Genomic DNA, 14,248 nt, shown 5'->3' on the forward strand with positions numbered 1-14,248 from the left:
AAACCGATGAAACAGAGACTGATGACAGCCGCCTTCGCGGCGCTGATGGCGGCAGGACCGGCGCTTGCCGACCTGACCATCGTCGATACGAGCTATCGCACCGGGGCCTATGCCGCGAACGGGATCCCGTTCTCGGATGGCTACCAGGATTACTTTACCCTGCTCAACGAGCGTGACGGCGGCGTCGGCGGGGAGAAGATCAACCTTGTCGAATGCGAGACCGGCTACAACACCGAGAAGGGTGTGGAGTGCTACGAGGCCACCAAGGGTGCCGGCAACGGCGCGCTGGTCTATCAGCCGCTCTCGACCGGGATCACCTATCAGCTCATTCCCAAGGCCAGCGCCGACGGCATCCCGCTTCACACCATGGGCTACGGGCGCACATCGGCCAAGAATGGCGGCGTGTTCGAGTGGGTGTTCAACTATCCGGCCAACTACTGGGACGGGGCAAGCCATGCGATCACGCATATTCTTGACCAGAATGGCGGCGATATCAGCGGCAAGAAGATCTCGCTCGTCTATCACAACTCCGCCTATGGCAAGGAGCCCATCCGCACGCTGGAAGAGCTGAGCGCCAAGCACGGGTTCGAGCTCGTCCTGCTGCCGGTCGATCACCCCGGTCAGGAGCAGAAGTCGCAATGGCTCCAGATCCGGCGCGACCGGCCCGACTATGTGATCATGTGGGGCTGGGGCGTGATGAACCAGGTGGCGATCCAGGAGGCGGTGAACATCAAGTTTCCGATGGAGAATTTCATCGGGATCTGGTGGTCCGGCTCCGAGAACGACGTGAAGGCCGCCGGTGCCGCCGCCAACGGCTACAAGGCGCTGACCTTCCACAACCTCGGGCGCGACTACCCGGTTTATGACGACATCCAGAAACATGTGGTCGATGCCGGCAAGGCCGCCGGTGCGGGCGATCAGGTGGGCACCGTGCTTTACAACCGGGGCATGTATGCCGCCATGCTCGCCGCCGAGGCGATCAAGACCGCGCAGGAGATGCACGGCGTTTCGGCGATCAACGCCGCACAACTGCGTGATGGCATGGAAAACCTCGAAATGACCGAGGCCAAGATGGCGGCTCTTGGCCTGCCGGGCTTTGGCCCCGAGTTCAAGGTGTCGTGCGAGAACCACGGCGGCAACGGCTATGGCGCCGTGTCGCAATGGGATGCGGCGGCCGGTGAGTTCACGCTGATCACCGACTACTTCCAGTCCGATCAGGAGATCATCAACAAGCTGGTGGCCGAGGATTCCGCGGCCTTCGCCGCCGAGAACGGGATCACCCCGCGCTGCTGAGACCAGTCCCCGGCTGCGGCGCGCGCCGTGGCCGGGGAAATTTGAGTATTTTTGGAACGATGAAGGGCGCGGTCGCGCGCCTGCCGCCAAGGAGAGTGTCGATGCTGGATGCCGCACCGAGTGACGAGACCCTGCGTGACGAGACCCTGCTCGAGGTCAACAATATCGAGGTGATCTACAATCACGTCATCCTTGTGCTGAAGGGCGTCAGCCTCAAGGTGCCCAAGGGCGGGATCACCGCGCTTCTGGGTGGCAATGGCGCGGGCAAGACCACGACGCTCAAGGCGGTGTCGAACCTTCTGAAGTCCGAGCGCGGCGAGGTCACCAAGGGCACGATCACCTATCGCGGCGAGCGGGTGCAGGACCTGCTGCCTTCGGATCTGGTGCAGAAGGGCGTGGTGCAGGTGATGGAGGGCCGGCACTGTTTCGAGCACCTGACCATCGAGGAGAACCTGCTGACCGGGGCCTATACGCGAAGCGCGAGCCGGGGCGAGATCGACGCCGAGCTGAACAAGGTCTACGACTATTTCCCCCGCCTCAAGGAGCGCCGCAAAAGCCAGGCAGGCTATACCTCGGGCGGTGAGCAGCAGATGTGCGCCATCGGCCGCGCGCTGATGTCGCGCCCCGAGACGATCCTGCTCGATGAGCCGTCCATGGGCCTTGCACCGCAGCTTGTGGAGCAGATCTTCGAGATCGTGAAATCGCTCAATGAGCAGGAGGGCTATACCTTCCTTCTGGCCGAGCAGAACACCAACGTGGCGCTGCGCTATGCCCATTACGGCTATATTCTGGAATCGGGCCGGGTGGTGATGGACGGGGCCGCCGCCGCGCTGCGCGAGAACCCGGACGTGAAGGAATTCTACCTCGGCATGTCCGACGAGGGGCGCAAGTCATTCCGCGACGTGCGCAGCTATCGCCGTCGCAAGCGGTGGCTGAGCTGACCCGCACGCCCCATACCCAGCCCGAGGATTGATCATGACCCGCCCTTTCGACGACCTGGAAATCCGCAGCCCCGACGCCCGAGAGGCCGCGCAACTGGCGGCGCTCAACGCGCTTCTGGCGCAAGGGGGCTTGGCCCCGCTGTCGTCGCTCACTGAGCTTGCCCGTCTGCCGGTGCTGCGCAAATCCGATCTCGTCGCGCGCCAGACCGAGGCCCCACCTTTCGGCAGCCTGCCGGTGGGCGATGTGGCCCATGTGTTCCAGTCACCGGGGCCGATCTACGAGCCGGGCGGCGTGACGGCGGACTGGTGGCGGATGGGGCGGTTTCTGCATGCCTGCGGGATCGGGCCGGGCGACATCGTGCAGAACTGCTTTTCCTATCATCTCGTGCCTGCGGGCATGATCTTCGAGAACGGCGCGCGGGCAGTGGGGGCGCGGGTGCTGCCCGCAGGCACCGGGCAGACCGAGTTGCAGGCGCGGGCCGCGCATGATGTGGGTGTCACCGCCTATGCGGGCACGCCGGATTATCTGAAAGTGATCCTCGACAAGGCCGATGAGATGGGCCTGCCATTGAAAATCACCAAGGCCGCCGTCGGGGGCGGCGCGCTCTTCCCGTCGCTGCGCGCGGAATATGCCGAGCGCGGGATCACCTGCCTGCAATGCTATGCCACCGCCGATCTGGGCAATATCGCTTATGAAAGCCCCGCACAGGAGGGGATGATCGTCGATGAGGGCGTGATCGTCGAGATCGTGCGCCCCGGCACCGGCACGCCGGTCGCCCCCGGCGAGGTGGGCGAGGTGGTGGTGACATCGCTCAACCCCGATTACCCGCTATTGCGCTTTGCCACCGGCGACCTGTCGGCGGTGATGGAGGGGCAAAGCCCCTGCGGGCGCACCAACATGCGCATCACGGGCTGGATGGGCCGGGCCGATCAGACCACCAAGATCAAGGGCATGTTCGTGCGCCCCGAACAGGTGGCCGCGCTGGTGGCCAAACACAGCGAGATCGCCCGCGCCCGCGTCATCGCCACCCGCGAGGGCGAGGCGGATGTGATGACCGTACGGATCGAGGCGGCGGGCGGCGATGCCGCAGGCTTTGCGGGCAGCGTCACCGAGACGCTGAAGCTGAAAGGCCGGGTCGAGATCGTGCCGCCGGGTAGCCTGCCAAATGACGGCAAGGTGATCGAGGATCTGCGCAGCTACGATTGAGGCGGTGCTGGGGCGGCTTCGGCGCGCCCTACGTGGCGTAATCCGACCCCTCTGCATCAAGCAGGGCCTTCAATTCACCCAGATGCCGCTCGGCCTGGCCGGGATAGTCCTCCAAATCGCGCGCGGTCTTTTCGGCCACCTCGTCGGAGAGCACGCGCAGGGGCTGCCCGGTCTGGAGCGCGCGGATATAGGTCTCGGCGGCGCGCTCGAAATAATAGAGCCGGTTGAACGTGTCGGCGACCGTGTCGCCGATCACCATGACCCCGTGATTGCCCATGATCATGACCTTCTGCTTCGGGTCATGGAAAAGCTGCGCGCAGCGCGCGCCCTCGTTCTCGAAGGCGAGGCCACCATAGCCCTCGTCGATCACATATCGGTTGAAGAAGGTGGCGCAGTTCTGGTCGATGGGCGGCAGGCGGCTGTCGGCAAGGCTGGCCAGAACCGTGGCGTGGATCGAGTGGACATGCATGGCGCAGCGCGCGTGGCGGCAATGCCGGTGCAGCCCGCCATGCAGCCCCCAGGCGGTCGGGTCCGGGGCGCCGGGCCGGCTCAGCGTCTCGGGATCGTTCGCATCCACCTCGATCAGGTCGCTGGCGCGGATGCGGGCGAAATGCATCTGGTTGGGGTTCATCAGGAACCGTGTGCCATCCTCGTTGACCGAGAGGCTGAAGTGATTGGCCACCGCCTCGTGCATGTCGAGCCGCGCGGTCCAGCGAAACGTGGCGGCGAGGTCCACCCGTTCCTGCCAGTGGTCCATGTTGGGGCGCAGGTTGGTCACGGTCATGTGTCGCTCCTTTCAAGATCGGTCAGCGGGCGCGAGGCGACCCAGGCATAGCCAGCGGGGCTGAGGATGCAGCATTCGCGCAACCCGTGGGGCTTGTTGGCGGGCGCTTGCAGGACATGGCCGCCAGCGGCCTCGGCGCGCGCGGCGGCCGCGTCCGGGTCGGTGTCGAACAGATGCAGCGACGCGCCTGCGCCGCGCGGCGCGCTCTCGGGTAAAAGCGCATGCAGCGGATGGCGGGCATAGGTCGCATCTGCGTGCAGTTGCAGGACCTCGTCACCATAGGTCAGAATGGCGAAATCGGCGCTGAGGCGATGCGCGCCCATGCCGAAGACAGCCCCGAGGAACGCCGCCTCGGCGCGCACGTCCCGCACCAGAAGGTTGAGGCCGAGGCCGCGCAGGCGGCTGCCGAAATCGGCGGGTGAGATCGTGTCATAGTCCATGGATCGGCAGCTTGATTGCGGCTGTGGCCCGTGTCAACCTACGCCCGACTCCTCTGGAAGGACCGCCCCATGATCCCCCCGTTGCTCAGTCCGCCCGCGCGGGCACCGCAAAGCTTTACCGAGGCGCGTCCGGCGGTGGATATGCTCTGTGCGCTTTACGCCGAGGCGGTGGCGTTTCTCACCGCGCGCTTTGACGAGGCGTTGCACGGCGTTTTGCCCGCCGCCCGCGTGCGCGCCTTTTACCCCGAGATTCGCCTTGTCACCACGAGCCATGCCAAGATCGACAGCCGGCTCAGCTTTGGCCATGTCTCGGGTCCCGGCGCCTATGCGGCGACGATCACGCGGCCCGATCTCTTTCGGGGCTATCTCGAACAGCAAGTGGCGCTCTTGCTTGAAAACCATGGCGTGCCGGTGACGGTGGCGGTCTCGGACACGGCGATGCCGGTGCATTTCGCCGTCGCTGCGGGCGAGGGGCCGGGTGTGCCGCAGGAGGGGGCGGCGGAATTCCCGCTGCGCGATCTTTTCGACGTGCCCGACCTTGCGGCGATCAACGACGACATCGTCAATGGCACATGGGCGGGGACGGGCGCGCGCCCGCTTGCGCCCTTCACCGCGCAGCGGGTGGATTACTCGCTGGCGCGGCTGGCGCATTACACCGCGACCGATCCGGCGCATTTCCAGAATTACGTGCTGTTTACGAACTATCAGTTCTACGTCTCGGAATTCGAGGCCTTCGCCCGCCGCGCGCTGGCCGATCCGGCCAGCGGCTACACCGCCTTTGTCAGCACCGACAATGCCGAGATCACCGACCCCGATGCAGCCCTGCCCGCGCCCGACCGCCTGCCGCAGATGCCCGCCTATCACCTCAAGCGCGCGGATGGGTCCGGCATCACGCTGGTGAATATCGGAGTCGGCCCGTCGAACGCCAAGACCGCGACCGATCATGTTGCCGTGCTGCGGCCCCATGCCTGGGTGATGGTCGGCCATTGCGCGGGGCTGCGCAATTCGCAATCGTTGGGGGATTTCGTGCTGGCCCATGCTTATTTGCGCGAGGATCGCGTGCTCGATGCCGACCTGCCCGCCTGGGTGCCCATTCCGGCGCTGGCCGAAATCCAGATCGCCTTGCAAGAGGCGGTGGCGGCGGAAACCCAGCTTGAGGGGTTCGACCTCAAGCGGATCATGCGCACCGGCACCGTGGCCAGCGTGGACAACCGCAACTGGGAATTGCGCGACCAATCGGGGCCGGTGCAGCGCCTGAGCCAGTCGCGCGCCATCGCGCTGGACATGGAAAGCGCCACCATCGCGGCCAACGGGTTTCGCTTCCGGGTGCCTTACGGCACGCTGCTTTGCGTGTCGGACAAACCCCTTCAGGGCGAGTTGAAACTGCCCGGCATGGCCTCGGATTTCTATAAATCGCAAGTCGCACGCCACCTGATGATCGGGATTCGCGCCATGGAATCACTCCGCCGGATGCCGCTGGACCGCATCCACAGCCGCAAATTGCGCAGCTTTGAAGAGACGGCCTTTCTCTGAAAGGGCAAAAAACCGCACAAAATAAGTGGAAAGCCCTTGCTTTTGCCCACCAGACGTTGTGTTTGACCACATCATGACGTTTAATTGACGGTGCGAGGCCCCAGTTACGGGCAGTGATACGAAGGAGACCTGAAAATGGCGAAACCGATGACCAAGACCCAGCTTGTGGCCGCGCTGGCCGAAGAGATGGGCAGCGACAAGAAATCCGCCGGCGGCGCGCTCGATGCCGTCGTGGCGATCATCACCCGCGAAGTGGCGGCGGGCGGGGCGGTCACGCTTCCGGGCGTGGGCAAGTTCTATTGCCGCGAGCGCCCCGAGCGCATGGTGCGCAACCCCGCCACCGGCGAGCAGATGAAAAAGCCCGCCGACAAGCAGGTGAAGGTAACCGTCGCCAAGGCGCTCAAGGACAGCGTCAACGGCTGAGACCCCGCGCCGCCCGGCCTGACCGGGCGGCCCGCTTCGCGCGGGGGCGCAATTCAACCCTTGCCCTTCGCGCGCACCTCTTTTATAGCAACGAAATTCGCGTCGCCCCGCCTGTCGGGGATTCGCGTGTTGAAATCCCATCCACCGGGGAACAGGTGACCCTGAGCCAACCGTCAGGGGCCAACCGGTGTATTGAGAAAAGGAAAAGGCGATGAACGCCAGCGAATTGCGTGACAAGACCCCGGATCAGCTCCGGGACGAGCTTGTCCGGCTCAAGAAAGAGCAATTCAACCTGCGCTTCCAGGCGGCCACCGGCCAGCTTGAGAATGCAGCCCAGATGCGCCGCGCCCGCCGCGATGCGGCCCGCGTCAAGACGATCCTCAATGAAAAGGCCCGCGTGGCCGCCGTGCAGGGAGCCTGACCCATGCCCAAACGTATCCTGCAAGGCACCGTCACCTCGGACGCCAACGCGCAGACCGTGACCGTCTCGGTCGAGCGTCGCTTCAAGCACCCCGTGCTTCAGAAGACGATCCGCAAGTCCAAGAAATACCGGGCCCACGACGAGAACAACACCTTCAAGAAGGGTGACGCGGTGCGCATCATCGAATGTGCGCCGAAATCCAAGACGAAACGCTGGGAGGTGCTGGAGGCGTAAGCCGTCAGCGCCTTTCGACATTATCGAAACCCTGGGGACAAGGCATTGCATCGCCCCCCATAGGTCGGGAGAAACCAAATGATCCAGATGCAGACCAATCTGGATGTAGCTGACAACTCCGGCGCGCGCCGGGTTCAGTGCATCAAGGTTCTCGGCGGTTCGCACCGTCGATATGCCTCGGTCGGCGACATCATCGTGGTGTCGGTGAAAGAGGCCATTCCGCGCGGTCGCGTGAAAAAGGGCGACGTGCGCAAGGCCGTCGTCGTGCGCACCGCCAAGGAAGTCCGTCGTGAAGACGGCACCGCCATCAAGTTCGACCGCAACGCCGCCGTGATCCTGAACAACGCGGGCGAGCCTGTCGGCACCCGGATTTTCGGGCCGGTCGTGCGCGAATTGCGCGCCAAGAACTTCATGAAGATCATCTCGCTCGCCCCGGAGGTGCTGTAAGATGGCCGCAAAACTCAAAAAAGGTGACACAGTCATCGTCCTTGCCGGCAAGGACAAGGGTCAGAAGGGCATGATCACCAGCGTCGATCCCAAGGCCGGCAAGGCCGTGGTCGAAGGCGTGAACATGGCCATTCGCCACACCCGCCAGAGCCAGACGAGCCAGGGCGGCCGCATCCCCAAGGCGATGCCGATCGACCTCAGCAACCTCGCCATGCTCGACAAGAACGGCAAACCCACGCGCGTCGGCTTCAAGATCGAAGGCGACAAGAAGGTGCGTTTCGCCAAGACCACGGGGGACGTGATCGATGCTTGATACCGCAACCTATACCCCGCGCCTCAAGACGCATTTCCGCGAGGTCATCAAGCCTGCTCTGAAAGAAGAGTTCGGCTACAAGAACGACATGCAGATCCCGCGTCTGGACAAGATCGTGCTCAATATCGGCTGCGGTTCCGAAGCGGTGCGCGATTCCAAGAAAGCCAAGTCGGCGCAGGAAGACCTGAGCACCATCGCGGGCCAGAAGGCCGTGACCACCATTGCGCGCAACTCGATCGCGGGATTTCGTGTCCGCGAAGGGATGCCGCTGGGAACCAAGGTCACGCTGCGTGGCAACCGGATGTATGATTTCCTCGATCGCCTGATCACCGTGGCCATGCCGCGCATCCGCGACTTCCGCGGTGTGTCGGGCAAGGCCTTCGACGGGCGCGGCAACTATGCCATGGGCCTCAAGGAACACATCGTTTTCCCCGAAATCAACTTCGACAAGGTCGACGAAGTCTGGGGGATGGACATCATCATCACAACCACGGCGCAGACCGACGCTGAAGCCAAGGCGCTGTTGAAGCTTTTCAACATGCCCTTCAACAGCTGAGCCGGGGGAGGATAGATTAATGGCTAAGAAATCCATGGTCGAGCGCGAGAAGAAGCGCCAGAAACTGGTGGACCGTGACGCCGCCAAGCGCGCCGCGCTCAAGGCGATCATCAGCGATCAGTCCAAGCCGATGGAAGAGCGTTTCCGCGCCTCTCTCAAGCTTGCCAAATTGCCGCGCAACGGGTCGGCCACGCGCCTGCACAACCGCTGCCAGCTTACGGGTCGTCCGCACGCCTATTATCGCAAGCTCAAGATCAGCCGGATCATGCTGCGCGAGCTGGGTTCCGCCGGGCAACTGCCCGGTGTCGTGAAATCGAGCTGGTAAGGAGGGCAGAGACATGAACGATCCGATCGGCGATATGCTCACCCGTATCCGCAACGCGCAGATGCGCGGCAAGTCCACGGTGATGACCCCCGGCTCGAAGATGCGCGTGCGCGTTCTCGATGTTCTGGCCGGAGAGGGCTATATCCGCGGTTACGAGATGAGCACCGATGAAAATGGCCATTCCGCCATTGAAATCAGCCTCAAGTATTTCGAGGGCACCCCGGTGATCCGCGAGATGAAGCGGGTCTCCAAACCCGGTCGCCGCGTCTATCTGGGCGTGCGTGACATTCCGTCGGTCCGTCAGGGCCTCGGCGTGTCGATTGTCTCCACCCCCAAGGGTGTGATGTCGGATGCAAGCGCGCGCGCAGCCAATGTTGGCGGCGAAGTGCTCTGCACGGTATTCTGAGGAGGCGCTGCAAATGTCTCGTATCGGCAAACAACCCGTGGCCCTGCCGGATGGTGTCTCGGCCACGATCTCGGGCCAGACCGTCGAGGTGAAGGGGCCCAAGGGCACAAAGACCTTCACCGCGACCGACGATGTGACGATCACCGTTGCGGATGGCGTCATCTCGGTCACGCCGCGCGGCAGTTCCAAGCGCGCGCGCCAGCAATGGGGTTTGACCCGCACGGTCATCGCCAACATGGTGCACGGTGCCAAGGACGTGTTCCGCAAGGAGCTTGAAATCCGGGGCGTCGGTTATCGCGCCGCGATTCAGGGCAATGTGATCCGGCTCAACCTCGGATATTCGCATGACGTGGATTTCCCGATCCCCGACGGCGTGACCGTCACGGCGCCCAAGCAGACCGAACTGGTGATCGAGGGCACCGACAAGCAGCTCGTCGGACAGGTCGCGGCCAATATCCGCGACTGGCGGCGTCCCGAGCCCTACAAGGGCAAGGGCATCCGCTACAAGGACGAGTTTATCTTCCAGAAGGAAGGCAAGAAGAAATAAGGACGCGACAGATGGCAAACAGCAAGAGAAAACTGTTCCTCAAACGCCGCCTGCGCGTTCGGAGCAAACTGCGGCAGGTGAATGCGGGGCGCGTGCGCCTCTCGGTTCACCGGTCCAACAAGAATATCAGTGCGCAGCTCATCGACGATGTGCAGGGCGTGACGCTGGCTTCGGCCTCGACCCTCGAAAAGGATCTTGGCTTTGTCGGCAAATGCACCGTCGAGGCGGCTGCCAAGGTCGGCGAGATCATCGCCGAGCGGGCGAAGAAGGCCGGCGTGAGCGAGGCCTATTTCGACCGTGGCGGGTTCATCTATCATGGCCGTGTCAAGGCCGTGGCCGATGCCGCGCGCGACGCCGGCCTGAAGATCTGAGGAGACGAGAGTTATGGCAAGAGAAGACAACCGCCGCGACCGTCGCGACCGCGACGAAGCCCCGGAATTCGCCGACCGTCTCGTCGCGATCAACCGCGTGTCGAAGACCGTGAAGGGCGGCAAGCGCTTCGGGTTCGCGGCGCTCGTGGTCGTGGGCGATCAGAAGGGTCGCGTGGGCTTTGGCAAGGGCAAGGCCAAGGAGGTCCCCGAGGCCATCCGCAAGGCCACCGAAGCCGCCAAGCGAGCGATGATCCGCGTGCCGCTCCGCGAGGGGCGCACGCTGCATCACGATATGGAAGGCCGCCATGGCGCGGGCAAGGTCGTGATGCGCACCGCCCCGCAGGGCACGGGCATCATCGCCGGTGGTCCGATGCGTGCGGTGTTCGAGATGCTGGGCGTTCAGGACGTGGTCGCCAAGTCGAACGGGTCGCAAAACCCCTACAACATGATCCGCGCCACGCTGAACGGTCTCCACAAGGAGACCAGCCCGCGCATGGTCGCGCAGCGGCGTGGCAAGAAGGTGGCCGACATCCTGAGACGGGGTGACGAGGCGCCGACCGCGCAAGCGGCAGAAGCGTAAGGAGACCTGAGACATGGCAAAAACCATCGTGGTCAAGCAGATCGGCTCGCCGATCCGCCGTCCGGACGTGCAGCGCCGCACGCTGATCGGTCTGGGACTGAACAAGATGCACAAGACCCGCGAGCTTGAGGATACGCCCTCGGTGCGCGGCATGGTCAACAAGATCCCGCATCTGGTCCAGATCATCGAAGAAAAGGGCTGACCGCCGTTTTCTTGAAAAGATAACGTCCCGGAAACTTTTCAAGTTTCCGGAAGCGTGGCAATGCGCCCCGGCCTCGCAGGCCGGGGCGCTTTACGTTATACCATTACGCGAGTCTTTTGTCGCGCTGCCCGCATCGGGGGCGGGCATGATACCCTCTGACGGTGTCGGGGTGGTGGCGCGCCGCCGACGCGTTCGCGCGGCCCGGTCCGCGCCCGCTCAGGGAGGAGCCTCGATGTCCAGATATTCCGGTGGATGCAGCCATATCCACACCCATGCCGATCACGAACCGGTCGACAACCACACCTGCCATTGTTCCGTCTGCAAGGGCGTGACCGGGCAGGACACCACCCATGTGGTGTTTTTCCGCCACGGCGATGTGGTGGTCGATAACGAGGCGGGGCTGAAGCGCCAGCCGTTCAACGCCAGGAACCCGGACGGCCCGCTGGAGCTTTGCACCTGTGGCGAATGCGGCGCGCCGATCATGCTGGATGACAAGCAAAGCCGCATCCGCGTCATCGTGCCGAACCTCATGGGCTATGATGATCAGATCGCGCCCGCGCCCTATCATGCCTTCTATGATCCGGCGAGCGGGGTGCCGCGCCCCGATGACGGGCGGCCCGTGCATGAGGGGCTGCGCCCCGATTTCGTCTGGCCCGCGCCGTCCTGAGCGCGCGGGTATCTGCAACCATGATGCCTTTTGCCCCGGTCAGCGATGGCCGGGGCAGTTTTCTTCCTGTATGACATCAACGCGGGTTGGTTCCGGCCCGGCGCGTGTCACCAGAGCTTGTTGCGAAAGACGTAGATGCCCACCGTTGATGTTGCCTCTCTCGTCCGGGAATTCATCACGCTTTTCGTGGTGATCGACCCGATCGGAACCTTGCCGGTTTTCTATTTCGTCGCCGCGAGCGTCCCCGAGGCGCTGCACTGGCGGCTGGCGGTGCGTGCGGTGCTGGTTGCGGGTGCCGTGCTTGGGCTGTTTCTTGTCGGCGGGCAGTTCGTGCTGGAGGGGGTGGGGCTGCGCCTTGGTTCGTTCCAGATCGCGGGCGGGATGATCCTGTTTCTGTTCGCGCTCACGATGATCTTTGGCGATGCCAAGCCCGCCCGTGAAATAGAAGAGGCCGAGCGCGATCACATGGCAGGTGCGGTTTTTCCGCTGGCGATGCCCGCCATCGCCTCGCCCGGTGCGATGCTGGCCATCGTGATCCTCACCGACAACAACCGCAATTCCATCCCCGAACAGGCGCTGACCGCAGGTTTGTTGCTTTTGGTGCTCGGGATCACGCTGCTGCTCTTGCTGCTGGCTGGGCGGCTCAGGCGGGTGCTGGGCAATACCGGGGCGAGCATCATCAGCCGGGTGATGGGCATGATCCTTGCCACGGTTGCGGTCGATTCGGTTCTGAGCGGGCTGGAGCTGGTCGGCGCGGTCACGCTTTTGTCCTGACGGGGGCTGTCCCGGTCTGCCCGATCAGCGCGCATCCCAGGGTCACGCGTAACGCCTCGACCAACTCGCCCACCGTTTCGGTCGCCACGTAAAGCCCGCCCGTGGCGTCCGAGAGGCATTTGGCCACGGTCTGCCCGTCGAAAAGCCCGGCCTCGGGGCTGTTCCACGAGAACGGATCATGCACCACGCGAAAGCCGATCACATGAACGGTAAGGCCGGGTCGCTCTGCCGCCAGCCGCGCACCAAGTGCGCAGGGCGTGCCGCCGCAGGTTTCATTGCCGTCCGTCACGAGAACCACGATGCCGTCGGGCCCGAGCACCTCGGCAGCCGCTGCCACCGAAGCCGCCAGAGGGGTCAGCCCGCCGGGGGACAGCGCGTCGATCCCCCTGGTCACCGCCGCTGCGGCACCGGCCATGGGCGCGAAGTGCAGCGTGAGGCCCGAACAGCTATCTGCGCCGCCCGGCCCATAGGTCAAAAGCCCGATCCGGCGCAATGGCGCGATATCGGGCAGGGCGTCCTGCACCGCCTGCCGCGCCTCCATGATGCGGGTGGGCGCGGTCGGGTCATGGCCAAGCTCGCCCATCGAGGCCGACCCGTCAAAGACCAGCATCGCATCGCGCGCGCACCCCGCCGAGGCAACGGCAGAGGGCAGGGCGGCCAGCAGGCCAAGAAAAAGGGGCAGGGCGCGCATCGGGTCTCCTCCGGGTGCCGTCAGTGTAGGCCCCGCGCGCGCCCGGTCCAGAACAATCCCGCGTGACCCCGCCACCCCGGGTGCCGTCATCCTCACGCTTGCCTCCGGCTCTCCTCCGCCATAGGCTCGGGGCATGAGCGTGATCCACTATTACTACTCGGCCCATTCCGCCTATGCCTGGCTGGGGGCGCGGCGGCTGCATGAGATATGCGCGGCCCATGGCGTGCGGCTCGAACACAAGCCGATCGAGCTGTCTCCGGTGGTCGAGGCGGCGGGGGGCCTGCCCTTTGCCGCGCGCACGCAAGGGCATGTCGATTACTTCTTCGGGCGCGAGATCGAACGCTGGTCCGAGTTGCGCGGCGTCGAGATCATCCGCCACCGCCCCACCCATCACGACGCGCCGCTCTCGCTGGCCAGCGGCGCGATCATCGCCGCCGGGGACCGGGCCGATGCGCTCTCCTACGCCATCCTTCAGGCCCATTGGCGCGACGATGCCGACATTTCCGATCCCGGAACGCTGATCCCGCTGGTCGCGGGCTGCGGCCTCGATCCCGACACGATCCTGAGCGCCGCGCGCAGCGAGGACATACAGGCGATATACCGTGCCAATACCGCCGAGGCGATTGCCCTGCCGGTCTTTGGCTCGCCCACCTATGTGGTGGCGGGCGATCCGTTCTACGGGCAGGACCGGCTGGACCTGGTGGAGCGCGCGCTTGTCACCCCCTTTGCTCCCTCCTGCTGGCGCAATCCTCCGGTCGGTTGAGGTGTGGCGCAGGCCCTCTTGCACTCTTCGGGCGGAGCGCGTATAGCACCCGCTCATTCCGCCGGTCCGGCCAGATGTGGCATGCCGAGGCTGGCGATTCTACCGACCGAAAGAGGAGCCGGAAATGCCCAAGATGAAGACCAAGTCGAGCTGCAAGAAGCGGTTCAAGATGACGGCCTCTGGCCGCATTGTGGCCGCACAGGCCGGCAAGCGCCATGGCATGATCAAGCGGACCAATAAATTCATCCGCAACGCGCGTGGCACCACCACGCTCAGCAAAGCCGACGAGGGGATCATCAAGCCGATGATGCCCTACGCGCGTTAAGGAGG

23 protein-coding genes are annotated in these 14,248 nt (G+C 64.4%); 20 read left to right on the plus strand and 3 right to left on the minus strand.

Annotated features, from left to right (window positions below):
- The first annotated feature begins 6 nt into the window (after positions 1-6).
- The 3 genes from ABIE57_RS14430 to ABIE57_RS14440 all read left to right on the plus strand — a co-directional run bounded on the left by ABIE57_RS14430 (position 7) and on the right by ABIE57_RS14440 (position 3,441).
- Entirely contained in the window at positions 7-1,293 is a 1,287-nt protein-coding gene (locus tag ABIE57_RS14430; protein ID WP_354539735.1) for an ABC transporter substrate-binding protein, read from the plus strand.
- A gap of 101 nt (positions 1,294-1,394) precedes the next feature.
- Positions 1,395-2,234: an ABC transporter ATP-binding protein gene (locus ABIE57_RS14435; RefSeq protein ID WP_354539736.1), complete on the plus strand. Its 840-nt coding sequence runs from the start codon at positions 1,395-1,397 to the stop codon at positions 2,232-2,234.
- Positions 2,235-2,268: 34 nt separating this feature from the next.
- Complete coding sequence (locus ABIE57_RS14440) at positions 2,269-3,441, plus strand: phenylacetate--CoA ligase family protein (protein WP_354539737.1); 1,173 nt, start codon at positions 2,269-2,271, stop codon at positions 3,439-3,441.
- A 28-nt stretch (positions 3,442-3,469) separates the two neighbouring features.
- Here the strand turns inward: ABIE57_RS14440 and ABIE57_RS14445 are convergent, their stop codons facing one another.
- Together ABIE57_RS14445 and ABIE57_RS14450 are read right to left on the minus strand one after the other, a co-directional pair.
- A complete protein-coding gene (locus tag ABIE57_RS14445; protein ID WP_354539738.1) occupies positions 3,470-4,225 on the minus strand; it encodes a class II aldolase and adducin N-terminal domain-containing protein in 756 nt (251 codons plus the stop codon).
- Complete coding sequence (locus ABIE57_RS14450) at positions 4,222-4,665, minus strand: VOC family protein (protein ID WP_354539739.1); 444 nt, start codon at positions 4,663-4,665, stop codon at positions 4,222-4,224. Before ABIE57_RS14450 ends, ABIE57_RS14445 begins: the two co-directional genes overlap by 4 nt.
- A gap of 69 nt (positions 4,666-4,734) precedes the next feature.
- Here ABIE57_RS14450 and ABIE57_RS14455 point away from each other — a divergent pair, with 69 nt between their 5' ends.
- The 15 genes from ABIE57_RS14455 (at position 4,735) to ABIE57_RS14525 (ending at position 12,464) form a co-directional block, all read left to right on the plus strand.
- On the plus strand, positions 4,735-6,198 hold the full coding sequence (locus ABIE57_RS14455; protein ID WP_354539740.1) for an AMP nucleosidase: 1,464 nt from the start codon (positions 4,735-4,737) through the stop codon (positions 6,196-6,198).
- 135 nt (positions 6,199-6,333) lie between these two features.
- Complete coding sequence (locus tag ABIE57_RS14460; protein WP_354539741.1) at positions 6,334-6,621, plus strand: HU family DNA-binding protein; 288 nt, start codon at positions 6,334-6,336, stop codon at positions 6,619-6,621.
- A 211-nt stretch (positions 6,622-6,832) separates the two neighbouring features.
- Positions 6,833-7,042 (plus strand): 50S ribosomal protein L29, encoded by a 210-nt coding sequence (gene rpmC, locus ABIE57_RS14465; protein WP_354539742.1) that lies wholly within the window; start codon positions 6,833-6,835, stop codon positions 7,040-7,042.
- Between the two features lie 3 nt (positions 7,043-7,045).
- The gene (gene rpsQ / locus ABIE57_RS14470) at positions 7,046-7,276 is read left to right on the plus strand and encodes a 30S ribosomal protein S17 (protein ID WP_210877704.1); all 231 of its coding nucleotides are present in this window, start codon (positions 7,046-7,048) and stop codon (positions 7,274-7,276) included.
- Positions 7,277-7,354: 78 nt separating this feature from the next.
- Positions 7,355-7,723 (plus strand): 50S ribosomal protein L14, encoded by a 369-nt coding sequence (gene rplN, locus ABIE57_RS14475; RefSeq protein ID WP_354539743.1) that lies wholly within the window; start codon positions 7,355-7,357, stop codon positions 7,721-7,723.
- Between the two features lies 1 nt (position 7,724).
- Positions 7,725-8,036, plus strand: coding sequence for a 50S ribosomal protein L24 (rplX, locus tag ABIE57_RS14480; protein WP_354539744.1), 312 nt, complete (start codon positions 7,725-7,727; stop codon positions 8,034-8,036).
- Positions 8,029-8,592 carry a 50S ribosomal protein L5 gene (gene rplE / locus ABIE57_RS14485; RefSeq protein WP_354539745.1) on the plus strand — a complete coding sequence of 188 codons (564 nt, stop codon included), beginning with the start codon at positions 8,029-8,031 and terminating at the stop codon, positions 8,590-8,592. The genes rplX and rplE overlap by 8 nt, the downstream gene beginning before the upstream one ends.
- 19 nt (positions 8,593-8,611) lie before the next feature.
- A complete protein-coding gene (gene rpsN, locus ABIE57_RS14490) occupies positions 8,612-8,917 on the plus strand; it encodes a 30S ribosomal protein S14 (protein WP_354539746.1) in 306 nt (101 codons plus the stop codon).
- 13 nt (positions 8,918-8,930) lie between these two features.
- The gene (gene rpsH / locus ABIE57_RS14495) at positions 8,931-9,323 is read left to right on the plus strand and encodes a 30S ribosomal protein S8 (RefSeq protein ID WP_354539747.1); all 393 of its coding nucleotides are present in this window, start codon (positions 8,931-8,933) and stop codon (positions 9,321-9,323) included.
- Positions 9,324-9,336: 13 nt separating this feature from the next.
- Positions 9,337-9,870, plus strand: coding sequence for a 50S ribosomal protein L6 (gene rplF, locus ABIE57_RS14500; protein ID WP_354539748.1), 534 nt, complete (start codon positions 9,337-9,339; stop codon positions 9,868-9,870).
- Between the two features lie 11 nt (positions 9,871-9,881).
- Complete coding sequence (rplR, locus tag ABIE57_RS14505) at positions 9,882-10,241, plus strand: 50S ribosomal protein L18 (protein WP_354539749.1); 360 nt, start codon at positions 9,882-9,884, stop codon at positions 10,239-10,241.
- 13 nt (positions 10,242-10,254) lie between these two features.
- Positions 10,255-10,821, plus strand: coding sequence for a 30S ribosomal protein S5 (gene rpsE / locus ABIE57_RS14510; protein WP_354539750.1), 567 nt, complete (start codon positions 10,255-10,257; stop codon positions 10,819-10,821).
- A 13-nt stretch (positions 10,822-10,834) separates the two neighbouring features.
- The gene (gene rpmD / locus ABIE57_RS14515; protein WP_354539751.1) at positions 10,835-11,023 is read left to right on the plus strand and encodes a 50S ribosomal protein L30; all 189 of its coding nucleotides are present in this window, start codon (positions 10,835-10,837) and stop codon (positions 11,021-11,023) included.
- Positions 11,024-11,255: 232 nt separating this feature from the next.
- On the plus strand, positions 11,256-11,690 hold the full coding sequence (locus ABIE57_RS14520; RefSeq protein ID WP_354539752.1) for a GFA family protein: 435 nt from the start codon (positions 11,256-11,258) through the stop codon (positions 11,688-11,690).
- A 135-nt stretch (positions 11,691-11,825) separates the two neighbouring features.
- Positions 11,826-12,464 (plus strand): MarC family protein, encoded by a 639-nt coding sequence (locus tag ABIE57_RS14525; protein ID WP_354539753.1) that lies wholly within the window; start codon positions 11,826-11,828, stop codon positions 12,462-12,464.
- Here the strand turns inward: ABIE57_RS14525 and ABIE57_RS14530 are convergent.
- Positions 12,448-13,155 carry a vWA domain-containing protein gene (locus ABIE57_RS14530; RefSeq protein WP_354539754.1) on the minus strand — a complete coding sequence of 236 codons (708 nt, stop codon included), beginning with the start codon at positions 13,153-13,155 and terminating at the stop codon, positions 12,448-12,450. The genes ABIE57_RS14525 and ABIE57_RS14530 overlap by 17 nt on opposite strands.
- A 133-nt stretch (positions 13,156-13,288) precedes the next feature.
- On the opposite strand from ABIE57_RS14530, the gene ABIE57_RS14535 reads away from it, so the two are divergent.
- Together ABIE57_RS14535 and rpmI are read left to right on the plus strand one after the other, a co-directional pair.
- Entirely contained in the window at positions 13,289-13,918 is a 630-nt protein-coding gene (locus ABIE57_RS14535; protein ID WP_354539755.1) for a 2-hydroxychromene-2-carboxylate isomerase, read from the plus strand.
- A gap of 124 nt (positions 13,919-14,042) precedes the next feature.
- On the plus strand, positions 14,043-14,243 hold the full coding sequence (gene rpmI, locus ABIE57_RS14540; protein ID WP_354539756.1) for a 50S ribosomal protein L35: 201 nt from the start codon (positions 14,043-14,045) through the stop codon (positions 14,241-14,243).
- Positions 14,244-14,248 lie beyond the last annotated feature (5 nt).

The sequence above is a fragment of the Roseovarius sp. MBR-6 genome, assembly GCF_040547525.1.
GTDB lineage: Bacteria > Pseudomonadota > Alphaproteobacteria > Rhodobacterales > Rhodobacteraceae > Roseovarius.

Coding starts and splice junctions, on each gene's coding strand:
- rplE (WP_354539745.1), top strand. CDS start 8,029: ATGCTTGATACCGCAACCTATACCCCGCGCCTCAAGACGCATTTCCGC.
- ABIE57_RS14435 (WP_354539736.1), top strand. CDS start 1,395: ATGCTGGATGCCGCACCGAGTGACGAGACCCTGCGTGACGAGACCCTG.
- rpmC (WP_354539742.1), top strand. CDS start 6,833: ATGAACGCCAGCGAATTGCGTGACAAGACCCCGGATCAGCTCCGGGAC.
- ABIE57_RS14450 (WP_354539739.1), bottom strand. CDS start 4,665: ATGGACTATGACACGATCTCACCCGCCGATTTCGGCAGCCGCCTGCGC.
- ABIE57_RS14430 (WP_354539735.1), top strand. CDS start 7: ATGAAACAGAGACTGATGACAGCCGCCTTCGCGGCGCTGATGGCGGCA.
- rpsE (WP_354539750.1), top strand. CDS start 10,255: ATGGCAAGAGAAGACAACCGCCGCGACCGTCGCGACCGCGACGAAGCC.
- ABIE57_RS14520 (WP_354539752.1), top strand. CDS start 11,256: ATGTCCAGATATTCCGGTGGATGCAGCCATATCCACACCCATGCCGAT.
- rplX (WP_354539744.1), top strand. CDS start 7,725: ATGGCCGCAAAACTCAAAAAAGGTGACACAGTCATCGTCCTTGCCGGC.
- rpmI (WP_354539756.1), top strand. CDS start 14,043: ATGCCCAAGATGAAGACCAAGTCGAGCTGCAAGAAGCGGTTCAAGATG.
- rpsQ (WP_210877704.1), top strand. CDS start 7,046: ATGCCCAAACGTATCCTGCAAGGCACCGTCACCTCGGACGCCAACGCG.
- ABIE57_RS14455 (WP_354539740.1), top strand. CDS start 4,735: ATGATCCCCCCGTTGCTCAGTCCGCCCGCGCGGGCACCGCAAAGCTTT.
- rplR (WP_354539749.1), top strand. CDS start 9,882: ATGGCAAACAGCAAGAGAAAACTGTTCCTCAAACGCCGCCTGCGCGTT.
- rplN (WP_354539743.1), top strand. CDS start 7,355: ATGATCCAGATGCAGACCAATCTGGATGTAGCTGACAACTCCGGCGCG.
- ABIE57_RS14535 (WP_354539755.1), top strand. CDS start 13,289: ATGAGCGTGATCCACTATTACTACTCGGCCCATTCCGCCTATGCCTGG.
- ABIE57_RS14530 (WP_354539754.1), bottom strand. CDS start 13,155: ATGCGCGCCCTGCCCCTTTTTCTTGGCCTGCTGGCCGCCCTGCCCTCT.
- ABIE57_RS14440 (WP_354539737.1), top strand. CDS start 2,269: ATGACCCGCCCTTTCGACGACCTGGAAATCCGCAGCCCCGACGCCCGA.
- ABIE57_RS14445 (WP_354539738.1), bottom strand. CDS start 4,225: ATGACCGTGACCAACCTGCGCCCCAACATGGACCACTGGCAGGAACGG.
- rplF (WP_354539748.1), top strand. CDS start 9,337: ATGTCTCGTATCGGCAAACAACCCGTGGCCCTGCCGGATGGTGTCTCG.
- rpsH (WP_354539747.1), top strand. CDS start 8,931: ATGAACGATCCGATCGGCGATATGCTCACCCGTATCCGCAACGCGCAG.
- ABIE57_RS14460 (WP_354539741.1), top strand. CDS start 6,334: ATGGCGAAACCGATGACCAAGACCCAGCTTGTGGCCGCGCTGGCCGAA.
- rpsN (WP_354539746.1), top strand. CDS start 8,612: ATGGCTAAGAAATCCATGGTCGAGCGCGAGAAGAAGCGCCAGAAACTG.
- rpmD (WP_354539751.1), top strand. CDS start 10,835: ATGGCAAAAACCATCGTGGTCAAGCAGATCGGCTCGCCGATCCGCCGT.
- ABIE57_RS14525 (WP_354539753.1), top strand. CDS start 11,826: ATGCCCACCGTTGATGTTGCCTCTCTCGTCCGGGAATTCATCACGCTT.